Raw genomic sequence first — 11,855 nt, forward strand, 5'->3', positions numbered from 1 at the left:
TCGCGCGATCCATCGTGATTGGGCCTGTCGCTCAACGGTTGCATCCGCTATAGTTGGATCGGACGAGCATCGCGCGATGCGGACCTGATTCCACATCGCGCGTGCCTCGCAAGCCCCTGTGCAGCTTCGGGCGGAGGCGCAGCCGATCGTAAGCAGCGTGTCGAGCGAAATGTCAGTCGCGGATGAGGCACTCCCTCGCGCGGCGCATGTCGCCGTCGAGAAGGGCACCGTGACCGCAGTCAAGGCCGGCGCGGCGGGCCGCAACGGCGGGATTGACGCGCTTCGCGCAGCGGTCACGCTGCTGGTCGTGTCCCATCACACCGCGATCACCTATGGCGCCATCGGCGGCTGGTACTACAAGGAAATCGCTCCATCGGAGACACTGGGCGGGGCGTTGCTCGTCCTGTTCTGCACGGTGAACCAGGCCTGGTTCATGGGTCTGTTCTTTCTGCTGGCGGGCTACTACACGCCGCCCTCCTATCGGCGCGACGGGCTCGCCGGTTTCGTCCGCGAACGCCTGGTCCGGCTCGGCATTCCCCTCGCGGTCTATTTTGTCGTCCTGCATCCCCTAACCGTCGCGCTGGCGCAGACGGCGAACGGACGCTCCTTCTCTCGCGTGTTCGAATATCTCTGGACGCACGGCCGATTCGAACCCGGCCCGTTGTGGTTTGCGGAAGCGCTGCTGATCTTCGCGGCGACCTGGCTGCTGTGGCAGTGGGTACAGCCGTTACCACGCGCGACGACAAAGCGAGCATTTCCGTCCGATGCCGTTCTGCTCGTGACCGCGCTGCTGATCGGCTTCGCTGCGTTCTTGCTGCGCCTGGTCTGGCCGGTCGGCGTAAACGTGGCCTTCCTGCAGCTTGGCTATTTCGCCTCCTACATCGCCCTGTTCGCGGCGGGCTGCGCCGCCGCCGACGGCCGCTGGCTCGAACACATTCCAGAGGCTCAGAAGAAAACTTGGCTCCGTGTCGCCTTGATCGCCGTTCCGGTCTTTCCGCTGGTCGGATTCATCGACCTGAAGTTTCACGTGCTGCCCGGCAACGCGGAAGGCGGGCTGAACGTCCAGGCGCTGGTCTACGCCTTCTGGGAGCCGTTCGTCGCCTGGGGCTTCCTCCTCGGATTACTGACCGCCTTTCAGCGGCGCTTCGCCCGGCTGACCGACGGCTGGACGCGGCTCGCCCGCCGCGCCTACCTGATCTACATCATCCACCCGCCGATCCTGGTCGGCACGGCGCTGGCTTGGCGCGACATCGCCGCGCCGGGGCTGCTGAAGTTCGTGATCACGGGATCGGTGGCCTGCACGCTGTGCTATCTTGCCGCGGGTCTGCTGTTGCGCGTTCCTGGCGTCGCACGCGTCGTGTAATCGGCATGCCTGCCGGGTCGCCATGGGATTGCTGACCTGCCCGCAATTGCCCTAGATGTCCGCCATGACGCCGCCGCGCGTGGCCGGCACCGCCGGCGTTTCCGAAGCCAGACTCGGATAGGAACCTCATGGATCACGACCTTCGGAAGCCTGAAGCCGGCGGGACGCCCATCAAATACATCGTCGAGGGCGGCCATCGCCTCAAGGGCGCCATCGAACCCTCCGGCAACAAGAATGCGGCGCTGCCGATCATCGCCGCTGCTTTGCTCACCGAGCATCCGGTCACGCTCGACAATGTACCGCGCATCCGCGACACCGAGACGCTGGTAGAACTGATCCGTTCGGTCGGCGCTTCGGCCGAATGGCGCGGCCGCAACCGGCTGGCGATCCACGCCAAGGAGATCCGCGCCGCGGATCTCGACCCCGATCTGTGCGCGCGCATTCGCGCCTCGATCCTGCTCGCCGGCCCCTTGCTCGCACGTTGCGGCGAAGTGGCGCTGCCGCCGCCGGGCGGCGACGTGATCGGCCGGCGCCGCCTCGACACCCACTTTCTCGCCTTCGAGCAGCTCGGCGCCACCGTGACCGCGACCGACAAGATCGAGCTTCGGGTCTCGCAACTGAAGGGCGCCGACGTGTTCCTCGACGAGCCGAGCGTCACCGCGACCGAGAACGCGCTGGTGGCCGCGGTAGCCGCGCAAGGCACCACCTATCTGCGTAACGCGGCGTCCGAGCCGCATGTGCAGGATCTCGCGCATTTCCTGGTCGCGCTCGGCGCCAATATCGAAGGCATCGGCACCAACACCATGGTGATCCATGGTGCGGCAACCCTCGGCCAGGCCGCCTACGCGATCCAGCCCGACCATATCGAGGTCGGCTCGCTGATCGGGCTCGCCGCGGTCACGCGCTCGCCCCTGCGCATCGTGCGAGCCGGCGTCGATCACCTGCGCTCGATCCGCATGGGCTTCGAGCGGCTCGGCATCGTCTGCGAGATCGCCGGCGACGATCTCATCGTGCCGTCCGACCAGACCTTGAAGATCAAGGACGATTTCGGCGGCCACGTGCCGAAGCTCGAGGACCAGCCTTGGCCGGCCTTCCCGGCCGACCTGATGTCGATTGCGATCGTCACGGCGACCCAATGCGACGGCGTCATCGTGATGTTCGAGAAGATGTTCGAATCGCGGATGTTCTTCGTCGACAAGCTGATTTCGATGGGCGCGCGCATCGTGCTGTGCGATCCGCATCGCGCCGTGGTCGCCGGTCCCAGCAAGCTGCGCGGCGCCTCGATGATCTCGCCGGACATCCGCGCCGGGATGGCGATGCTGCTGGCCGCGGTGTGCGCCGAGGGCACCTCGACCATCAATAATGCCGACCAGATCGAACGCGGCTATGAGCGCATCGACGAGCGGCTGAACGCGCTCGGCGCCAAGATCACCCGCGTTCCGGAGCGGGGGCGGTAGCAGCTCTTTCTCGAGCGCAATGATGCGATCCAGCGGCCATCTCACGTTTGAGCGCTTGGTCCATTCGGACTGGAGCAGCAATGCTCCCAAGCGCTGGAGCGCCTGCGCGCTTCGCAGGCAAGGTGGCTGGCTGGTCGAGCGGGTCGCACAAACGCCGTCGTCGGACGCATTTCTCGACGAGTTGTTCGGCCATGCAAAACCGACGCTCGCCGGCTTTGATTTTCCGATCGGCCTGCCACTGGCTTGGCTGGGGCGGATTGGAGCCGGCTTTCGCGAATTCGTCTGCTCGCCGCAGGCCCAGCATTTTCTCCAACCCGCCAACACCCTGTTCCGCATCTCGCCGCTACAGCCGTTCTATCGCAAGCATCCCGCCGGCGGCCGGCGCGCCGACCTGTTGCGCGCGCTCGAATGCTCCACCTTCGATCAGCTGCTGCGCGACTGTGACCGGCCTACGTCTTGCCGCTCCCGCGCGGAATCGATCTTCTGGACGGTCGGCGCCAAGCAGGTTGGGAAGGCGGCCTTGGCCGGCTGGCAAGATATCCTGATTCCGGCGCTGGAACGTGGCGCCGCGCTGTGGCCGTTCGACGGGATGCTGGCAGCGCTGCAAGGACCTGCCCTGACGATCGCGGAGACCTATCCGGCGGAGGCCTATCAGCATATCGGCATGCGGCGGACGATCAGGAAGCGCACCCAGACCGGACGCAGGGAGGGCTGCGCCGCGATGTTCGCCTGGGCGGCCCGCCATGGCATCCAATTCTCGTCCGATGTCGAGGAGAAGCTGCACGACGGCTTTGGCCCGCGCAAAGACGGCGAAGATCCATTCGATGCGCTGGCCGGTCTCTGCGGCATGATCGAGGTCGTTGATGGCCGTCGGGCTGAAGCCCCTGTAACGGCACCATTGTCATTTCCTCGCGAAGGCTGGATTCTCGGGCAGATCGACCTACCCTGCGCGTGACCTCGCCTGTCAGCGCAGACCGGACTCCAGATGAGAGGCTCGCCGCATATGACGATCAACGAGACCAGTCCCACCGTCGACCGTGCGCGATGGCTCGACGGCGCCGAGTTCGCCGACGCCTTTTGCATGACGGTCGCCAGCAATACGATCGATGCCCGTACAGCAGCGACGCGGATGTTCGGCCGCTCGCCGCGTTGGGTCGAGGCGCTGCTCGCCTTGCGCAACCTGCTGGTCGCACCATTCGGGCTGAAGACCTCCGGCGCCGGCGATAGCGGCAGGCTCGGCTTGATCGGCATGTTCCCCGTGATCAGCGAAACACCGGAGCAACTGGTCGCTGGTTTCGACGACAGCCATCTCGACTTCCGCGTCGTGATCGACGTCACCGCCGCAAGCGGGGGCCGCCAGGTCACGGCCACGACGCTGGTCAGGACGCACAACCTTCTCGGCCGTTGCTATCTCGCCGTGATCACACCGTTTCACCGGCTGGTCGTGAAGGCGATGCTCGGGCAGATCGCACGGCCCGCCTGATCACGCGCCCGTCTCGGCCGCCTCCTCCATGTGCACCGCGCCGTTTTCACGTCCATTGACGCGTTCGACCAGGCCGTCACGACGCATTCCAGATCAAACGGGAGGTAAGGCGCCCCCATTCAGCCGAGGCCATGAGACGCCGCCTCATGGCGACTGACGCGATCCGGCAAACCCGTCCCGCGCATCCCGACGGAAAAGCATCGAAACGGCGAGGGCTGATACGACGAATGCGATACAGGAAATGATTGCCATGGCAGGGTTGAAACGAAACCGTGCTTCGAAACTCAAGATGACACTTGGAATGCCGCCGATCACCGAAATCATGCTGATCCAGCGCGCCCAGTTTGTTCGCCGACGCGCGACCAGCCAGATCCATAGTCCCTGCGCTACAAATAAAGCTAAGACCAGGATCGGGTACGCGACTGGATGTTGATTGGTGTATTTGACAAGGGTCGCCCGATCGGCGACGGCGGATGCCGCAGTCGCGACGACGGCCACGATTGCAAGCCGTTCGTACCAGATGACGCTGACGGGACGGATCGCGGACTGCGGCTTCTCCGATACTCCATTGATCACGAATGCCTCTCCCTGCGTTATCGGCACCGCATGGTCGCAGATGCAAGCACAACCTTCAACAGTGGGCATACGCTCCCCTGCAGCGGCCGCTGGATCTCATCGGCGGCCGCCCCACGCCTTGCGCGGAGACATTTAATTCCGCAATCGGATGAACGTCATGCATTAGAAGAGACCGATGCGTCTGAATCTTCGACTTGCATAAATTCCGAAAATCAGAAATACTGCATCTGTCCCGCCCTCATGAGAGGGACGCTTCGCGATCGTCACGAACGTTGAGAGCGGGATGCGGTGGACGCGGTCGCTTCACAGCGCGCACTCGGTTGAGCCGAGGCTGGCGCGTGGACGAATGAGCGGCGGCGTACGGCGAAGTCGTATGGTCCTGACCTCCCGACGCTGAGGTCAAGTCTGCGGCGCGATCCGCAGGTGACGGTGGCCAACAAGCCCGGCGCACCGGGGAGAGTACGTATAAGCCGTTCCAACTACCGCGCGGGGAAGGCCGGATGTGCGGCCAGACCTGTGGTGACTGCCGCCTGCCTTTTCTTCTGCAGGCGGGCCATGGGTGTGGCCAAACACCCGGCCTTCCCCGCCCCTCCTCGTTTCGAGGGAGACGCTTGGCGAGCATCACTCGGGCATGTCGTGCCGCGAGAACGCGAACTGACGCCCCGATGTGATCAACATGGCACGAGAGCAGACCCCGATGCTTGCCATCACGAACGGAGACATCGACGAGCTCGCCGTACTGATCGTCGCTCCCACGTCGCCGCCATGGACGCAACTTGCTCTCGCGATGTGCACGGCACGGCAGAGGCTGCTATGATGACGATCATGACCTCCTCAGCCGGAACCAACCACGCGCCGCCAGCCGCGGCGCTGACCACCCCGTTCGCGCACGAACTTTGGGACACCGTGCGCCTCGCCGCACCGATGGCGCTGACGCAGCTGTCGCAGATCGCGATGATGTCGACCGATCTCGCCTTCATCGGCCGGCTCGGCGGTGAGGCGGTCGCGGCTGCCGCATTGTCCGGAACCGTCTATTTCGTCAGCTTCACCGTCGGCATGGGCCTGATGTCGGCCGTGGCGCCGCTCGCCGCGCAAGCCTTCGGTGCTTCCGATCCCGCGCTCGTGCGCCGCTCGCTCCGTGTCGGATTGTGGGTCGGCCTGTTCATCGCGCTGCCGATCATGGCGATCTCGTTCAACGGGGAAGCGATCCTGGTTGCGCTGGGTCAGGCGCGAGGCGTTGCGCATCTGGCCCAGCAATATCTACTCGGACTGGCCTGGGGCGTGGCGCCGGCGCTGTGGTTCCTGGCGCTGCGCAGCTTCATGGGTGCGGTCAATCGGCCCGAGCCGGTGTTGTGGATCACGCTCGCGGCGATCCCCATCAACGCGCTGCTGGTCTATCCGCTGCTGTTCGGCCATTGGGGCCTGCCGCAGCTCGGGCTGACCGGCGCCGGCCTCGCCACCTCGCTCGTCAATCTCACGACCTTCGTCGCCGGGCTGTGGTTCGCAATCCGCCGTCCACCATTCCGCGGCTATCACGTCCTCGCACGGCTCTGGCGCATCGACTGCCGGCTGATGTGGCAGCTGGTCGTGATCGGGGCACCGATCTCGCTCGCCTTTCTGCTCGAATACGGCATGTTCTCGGCCGCCGCGCTGCTGATGGGGCTGATCAGCACCACCGCACTCGCGGCGCATCAGATCGCCCTGCAGGTCACGGCGGTCCTGTTCATGATCCCGTTCGGCATCAGCATGGCGGCCACGGTGCGGGTCGGCCACGCCGCAGGGCGCGGCGATGCCGCCGGCATCAGGCGCGCGGGATGGATGGCGATGCTGCTCGGCGTTACGCTGGCCGTGATCCTGACCTTAGCCGTCATCGCCGCACGATTTCCGATCGTGCATCTGTTCCTCGGCGATGGCGCAACGGACGTTGATGCGACGGCGGCCCTCGCCGCCGGCCTGCTCGCCGTCGGCGCCACCTTCTTCGTCACCGATGCGCTGCAAAGCATTGCCATTGGCGCACTGCGCGGCATCAAGGACACCCGTGTGCCGCTGCTGTTCGCGATCCTCGGCTACTGGGTGATCGGCTTCCCGGCCTCCTACGCGCTCGGCCTTCACACCTCGCTCGGTGCGACTGGAATCTGGATCGGGCTCTCGGCCGGGACCGCCCTCTATGCCAGCCTACTCATCCTGCGCTTCGTGAAGCTGAGCAGATAGGCATCATGCGCCGGCCGTATCGGTGGATTCTTCGGGGCGCGATGGTTCCTTCTTCGCGCGCGACGGCGCATCCGACCACTCCGCCACCACGCGTTCGAGATCGACGAGATTCTGCCGCATCTGCTCCAGCGAGAAGCCGAGCGCGAAGAACCGCTCGGCGGCATCGGCCGGCATACCGTGTGTCAGCCCCTCGCTGCGCACGATCGCAACCTGCTCGGCATAGGCCTTGACGGCGACATGAACGGGCCAGATCGGCGGCGGCTGGGTGCGGGCGCGCAAGCTCGCTGCGCAGCCGCGAAGGTAGGAGGCGATGGCCTCGCTGAGTCTGCCCACCGGACCGGCGAGCCGCGCCTGCAGCTCCGACGGCAGCGGCACCACGCTGGCGCGGCCGATCATCACCACGTCATGGCGCAGCCGCAGGATGGTGCGCAGCATCGGCCCGGTGTCCGCCCCCGACGACAACCGCGCCGAACGCTCGCGCTCGGCCTCCGCGCCGGTGGCGTTCAGATCAACCAGCGCGGCGCCGATGCCATCCTGGATCCGGTGCAGCGCGTCATTGTCGCGACCGCGCGACAGGCCCGCCAGCAGCTCGGTGAATGCCGCTGCGATCAGCTCCAACAGCCGTCCCGCCGCGCTGCGGATCTGCACATGCGCGCGCGACGGCAGCACCAGGAACGACACGGCAAGTCCGGTGAATGCGCCCACCGCGACCTCGCAGACGCGATCGATCGCGGAGCCCACCGGATCGAGATGGCCCATGGTCGGCACCAGCAGCACGATCACGGCGGTGACAGTGGCCGCACTCAGGCTTGGATTGAGTGCAGCGATCAAGGCCAGCGGCGTCACCGCCAGAACCAGCATGCCCAGCAATTGCAGCTCGCCGGAATGCGGGATCAGCACCGTGATGGCGCCGCCATAGATCGCACCGCCGATCGTGCCGAACATGTAGTCACGCGTCGCCTTCAAAGATCGGCCGACACTGCCCTGCGTGACGATCAGCGAGGTCAGCACCGCCCAGAGCGGCAGCATCAGATGCAGGGCGCTGGCAGCCGCGAATGCCGCCGCGGCCGCGACCGTGCTCCTGACGGCGAGCGCCAGCTGCGCCTTCCTGGCACGCAAACGGCCGAACAAACTGGAGAGAAGCATCGTGCTTTCCGCTTGAAACAACAGATCGGCGCAAACACAGATTCGGCATGGCAGCTTCTCGCCACGCCGAAGCCGCTTGAACTGGTGAATCGCCACGCCTACCCTACCGGCAAACCGAGGAAACACGATGGCCCAGGAAACCGCAACACTCGCCGGCTATGTCGCCGCGCTGAATTATGACGACATCCCGCCGGAAGTCCTGGAGCGCGCCAAGGTCCTGGCGCTCGATTTCCTCGGCAGCGCGATCCGGGCGCGACGCGAGGCGGAATCGACACCGTCGATGCTTAAAATGCTCGCCGGCTTGAAGCTGGATGCCGCGGGCGAAGCCACCGTGTTCGGCGATTCCAGGACCTGGACACCAGCGATCGCCGCGCTCCTGAACGGTGCCATGGGCCATTCGCTCGATTTCGACGACACCCACGCCGATTCCTCGTTGCATCCGAGCGCTCCGGTGGTGCCGGCCGCCTTTGCCGTCGGCGAAATGGTCGGCGCCTCCGGTCGCCAGGTGCTGACCGCGATCGTAGCGGGATACGAAGTCTGCTGCCGGCTCGGTAACGCGCTCGATCCGACCTCGCATTACGCGCGCGGCTTCCATCCCACCGCGACCGCCGGCACCTATGGCGCCGCCGCGGCCGCCGCGAAATTGTTCGGCCTGTCGGAGCAGCAGATCATCTCGGCATTCGGCGTCTCCGGCAGCCAAGCTGCGGGCTCGCTGCAGTTCCTGGTCAACGGCGCCTGGAACAAGCGCTACCAGGTCGGCGCCGCCGCGATGAACGGCGTGATTGCGGCCACACTCGCCAAGAACGATTTCGTCGGCGCGATCGAATCAGTCGAAGGCAAGCACGGCCTGCTTGTCGGCTACAGCGATACGCCGCATCCCGAGAAAGCCGTCGCCGGGCTGGGCACGACCTTTGAAACGATGAAGATCGGCGTGAAGCCCTATCCGAGCTGCCGCTACACCCATGCCGCGATCGATGCGCTGATCGCGCTGCGGCGCGAGCACAATCTGACGCCCGACCAGGTCAAGCGGGTCGAGATCGGCCTGCATCGGAACGGCATCACGCTCACCGGCGACGCCGCGACCAAGCGGCATCCGACCTCCATCGTCGGCGGCCAGTTCTCGATGTTCTTCACCGGCGCGCTCGCACTGGATCAAGGCCGCTTCGGCTGGGATGATTACAACCGTCTCGGCGATCCCGCGATCGACGCGCTGGCCGACAAGTTCGATGTCGTTCAGGACGACCGGCTGGAGATCGGCCGCAGCCATCCGTTCGGCGCGCGTGTGGCGATCACGACCGAGCACGGCGTGCACGAGCGGCTGCATGACGATCCCTCCGGCGAGCCGAGTTCGTTCCCGACCTCGCAGGCCATGAGTGAGAAGTTCTTGACCCTCACGCGCCCGGTGCTCGACGGTGGAGCGCAACAATTTGCCGAGGCGATCCTGTCGCTGGAGCGGTTCGATCGCGTGTCGCAGGCGACGGAGTTGGGGCGGCAATAGGAGCTCCATTTCGCACCGGCGGACCGTGAACCTCGCCGCACGCGGAAGCCGGGGCCACAAGCCGCATTTGCTGGTAGTGTGCAAGAAGCCCAGGTGGTTTCTCAGGAGGTGCTCATGAGCTGGATGCCGTCAAACGATCCCGAGCTGGGCGATCCCGTCACCTGCGATGCGCTGGAGCTTGTCATCGTGCCACGCACGCGCGATCTCGGCGATGGCTTTGCGGTGCGTCGCGCGCTCCCGCATGGCCGGCGGCAGATGGTCGGGCCGTTCATCTTCTTCGATCATTTCGGCCCGGTGCAGTTCATGTCCGGCAAGGGCATGGACGTACGGCCGCACCCGCATATCGGACTTGCCACCGTCACCTATCTGTTCGACGGCGCCATCATGCATCGCGACAGCGAGGGCAATGTGCAGGAGATCCAGCCCGGCGCGATGAACCTGATGACCGCCGGGCGCGGCATCGCCCATTCCGAGCGCACGCCGGACCTGCAGCGGCAGAACGGACAGAAAATGCTGGGCCTGCAGAGCTGGATTGCGCTGCCGGTCGAGGCCGAGGAGATCGCGCCGAGCTTCCAGCATTATGCCGCGAGCGATCTGCCCACCGTACAGGACACCGGCTTCGCTGCGCGCATCATCGCCGGCCGCGCCTTCGGGGCGAGTTCGCCGGTGTCGATGGTCTCGCCCTGGTTCTATGTCGAGGTGACGGCGGACGCCGGCACCAGCGTGCCGCTCGATCCCGATCATGAGGAGCGCGCCATCTATCTTGTCGACGGCGAGGTCGAGATCGCGCGCGAGCGGTATGAAGGGCCGCGGCTGCTGATCTTCCGCCCGGGCGACGCCATCACCGTGCGCGCCATCACGCCGGCCCGGATGATGTTCTTGGGCGGGAATGCGCTGGAGGGCCCGCGCCACATCTGGTGGAACTTCGTCTCCTCGAGCCGGGAGCGGATCGAGCAGGCCAAGCAGGACTGGAAAACCGGCCGTTTCGCGCCCGTGCCGCAAGAGCACGAGTTCATTCCGCTGCCGGAATAGGGTAAGTCCTCCACACGATCCTCACGTCCTCGAAAGTACCGTCATGACCACGCTTCTCGCCAGCAATCTGCCGCTTCCCAAGATCGGGCGCGGCAAGGTCCGCGACATCTACGCCGTCGGCGAGGACCGCGTGCTGTTGCTCACCACCGACCGCATTTCCGCTTTCGACGTGGTCATGGCCGAGACCATCCCGATGAAGGGCGCGGTGCTGACGCAGATCTCCGCCTTCTGGTTCAACGAGCTTGAAGGCGTGGTGCCGCATCACATGATCACGGCGGACGCCGATGCCATCATCGCGGAAGTGCCTGGTTTGAAAGATCATCGTGGCGAGATCCTCGGGCGCGCGATGCTGTGCAAACGCACGAGCGTGTTTCCGATCGAATGCGTGATCCGCGGCTATCTCTCGGGCTCGGCCTGGAAGGAATATGCCGCAAGCGGAACGCTGGCCGGCGAGAAGCTGCCGGAAGGCCTGGTCGAGAGCGCCAAGCTCGATCCCGCGATCTTCAGCCCGGCCACCAAGGCCGAGACCGGACACGACGAGAACATCACGATCGCCCGCATGCGGGAGGTCGTCGGCGACGAGGTGACCTACACACTCGAAAGCATGACGCGCGCGATCTACACGCTGGGCGAGGAACTCGCCCGCGAGCAGGGCATCATCATCGCCGACACCAAGTTCGAATTCGGCCGCGACCAGGAAGGGCGCATCATCCTGATCGACGAGGTGATGACGCCGGACTCCTCGCGGTTCTGGGCGGCCGACGCCTATCAGCCTGGCCGGCCGCAGCCGAGCTTCGACAAGCAGCCTTTGCGCGACTACCTCGATGCCGAACGGCGCGCGGGCCGCTGGAACGGCGAAGCGCCGCCGCCGCCCTTGCCGGCCAGCGTGGTGGAGGCGACCAGCAAACGCTATCTCGATGCCTATCGGCGCATCACCGGCCGGGAGCTTGCGATCTGAGCTGCCCTCCAGCGTCGCGCCGTCGCTTCCTGCCCATTTCGCGGGTGGAATGGCACTTGTCGTAAGTTTGTAGTTTGCGTGCCAGTGTCCCTCGCTGCCATTGGCACGGAGTTGTTGAGAGCATTTTTTAG

The 11,855-nt window shown here is 65.6% G+C and carries 10 protein-coding genes; 8 read left to right on the plus strand and 2 right to left on the minus strand.

All coding sequences use genetic code 11. The annotated features are described in order from the left end of the window. Positions 1-169 precede the first annotated feature (169 nt). The 4 genes from QX071_RS02690 (at position 170) to QX071_RS02705 (ending at position 4,303) form a co-directional block, all read left to right on the plus strand. Positions 170-1,363, plus strand: coding sequence for an acyltransferase (locus QX071_RS02690; RefSeq protein WP_315702401.1), 1,194 nt, complete (start codon positions 170-172; stop codon positions 1,361-1,363). Between the two features lie 128 nt (positions 1,364-1,491). Beyond that, positions 1,492-2,820, plus strand: coding sequence for a UDP-N-acetylglucosamine 1-carboxyvinyltransferase (murA, locus tag QX071_RS02695; protein WP_315702400.1), 1,329 nt, complete (start codon positions 1,492-1,494; stop codon positions 2,818-2,820). Positions 2,821-2,839: 19 nt separating this feature from the next. Next, complete coding sequence (locus QX071_RS02700) at positions 2,840-3,775, plus strand: DUF429 domain-containing protein (protein WP_315702399.1); 936 nt, start codon at positions 2,840-2,842, stop codon at positions 3,773-3,775. Positions 3,776-3,823: 48 nt separating this feature from the next. Next, the gene (locus QX071_RS02705; RefSeq protein WP_315702398.1) at positions 3,824-4,303 is read left to right on the plus strand and encodes a DUF2867 domain-containing protein; all 480 of its coding nucleotides are present in this window, start codon (positions 3,824-3,826) and stop codon (positions 4,301-4,303) included. A gap of 144 nt (positions 4,304-4,447) precedes the next feature. Here the strand turns inward: QX071_RS02705 and QX071_RS02710 are convergent, their stop codons facing one another. Beyond that, entirely contained in the window at positions 4,448-4,948 is a 501-nt protein-coding gene (locus QX071_RS02710) for a hypothetical protein (protein ID WP_315702397.1), read from the minus strand. A 756-nt stretch (positions 4,949-5,704) separates the two neighbouring features. On the opposite strand from QX071_RS02710, the gene QX071_RS02715 reads away from it, so the two are divergent. Next, complete coding sequence (locus QX071_RS02715) at positions 5,705-7,090, plus strand: MATE family efflux transporter (protein WP_315702396.1); 1,386 nt, start codon at positions 5,705-5,707, stop codon at positions 7,088-7,090. 3 nt (positions 7,091-7,093) lie between these two features. Here the strand turns inward: QX071_RS02715 and QX071_RS02720 are convergent, their stop codons facing one another. Further along, positions 7,094-8,236, minus strand: coding sequence for an FUSC family protein (locus tag QX071_RS02720; RefSeq protein WP_315702395.1), 1,143 nt, complete (start codon positions 8,234-8,236; stop codon positions 7,094-7,096). 127 nt (positions 8,237-8,363) lie between these two features. Between QX071_RS02720 and QX071_RS02725 the strand changes: the two genes are divergently transcribed. From QX071_RS02725 to QX071_RS02735, 3 genes are all read left to right on the plus strand, one after another. Beyond that, entirely contained in the window at positions 8,364-9,734 is a 1,371-nt protein-coding gene (locus QX071_RS02725) for an MmgE/PrpD family protein (RefSeq protein WP_315702394.1), read from the plus strand. A gap of 114 nt (positions 9,735-9,848) precedes the next feature. After that, a complete protein-coding gene (locus QX071_RS02730; protein ID WP_315702393.1) occupies positions 9,849-10,766 on the plus strand; it encodes a pirin family protein in 918 nt (305 codons plus the stop codon). Positions 10,767-10,809: 43 nt separating this feature from the next. After that, positions 10,810-11,724: a phosphoribosylaminoimidazolesuccinocarboxamide synthase gene (locus QX071_RS02735; protein WP_315702392.1), complete on the plus strand. Its 915-nt coding sequence runs from the start codon at positions 10,810-10,812 to the stop codon at positions 11,722-11,724. Positions 11,725-11,855: the final 131 nt, after the last annotated feature.

The sequence above is a fragment of the Bradyrhizobium sp. SZCCHNS1022 genome (assembly GCF_032484835.1).
Lineage (GTDB): Bacteria > Pseudomonadota > Alphaproteobacteria > Rhizobiales > Xanthobacteraceae > Bradyrhizobium.

What these genes read in the sequence shown, in the direction of transcription:
- QX071_RS02720 (WP_315702395.1), bottom strand. Translation starts at nt 8,236, where the DNA reads ATGCTTCTCTCCAGTTTGTTCGGCCGTTTGCGTGCCAGGAAGGCGCAG.
- QX071_RS02715 (WP_315702396.1), top strand. Translation starts at nt 5,705, where the DNA reads ATGACCTCCTCAGCCGGAACCAACCACGCGCCGCCAGCCGCGGCGCTG.
- QX071_RS02710 (WP_315702397.1), bottom strand. Translation starts at nt 4,948, where the DNA reads ATGCCCACTGTTGAAGGTTGTGCTTGCATCTGCGACCATGCGGTGCCG.
- QX071_RS02705 (WP_315702398.1), top strand. Translation starts at nt 3,824, where the DNA reads ATGACGATCAACGAGACCAGTCCCACCGTCGACCGTGCGCGATGGCTC.
- QX071_RS02735 (WP_315702392.1), top strand. Translation starts at nt 10,810, where the DNA reads ATGACCACGCTTCTCGCCAGCAATCTGCCGCTTCCCAAGATCGGGCGC.
- QX071_RS02690 (WP_315702401.1), top strand. Translation starts at nt 170, where the DNA reads ATGTCAGTCGCGGATGAGGCACTCCCTCGCGCGGCGCATGTCGCCGTC.
- QX071_RS02730 (WP_315702393.1), top strand. Translation starts at nt 9,849, where the DNA reads ATGAGCTGGATGCCGTCAAACGATCCCGAGCTGGGCGATCCCGTCACC.
- QX071_RS02700 (WP_315702399.1), top strand. Translation starts at nt 2,840, where the DNA reads ATGATGCGATCCAGCGGCCATCTCACGTTTGAGCGCTTGGTCCATTCG.
- QX071_RS02725 (WP_315702394.1), top strand. Translation starts at nt 8,364, where the DNA reads ATGGCCCAGGAAACCGCAACACTCGCCGGCTATGTCGCCGCGCTGAAT.
- murA (WP_315702400.1), top strand. Translation starts at nt 1,492, where the DNA reads ATGGATCACGACCTTCGGAAGCCTGAAGCCGGCGGGACGCCCATCAAA.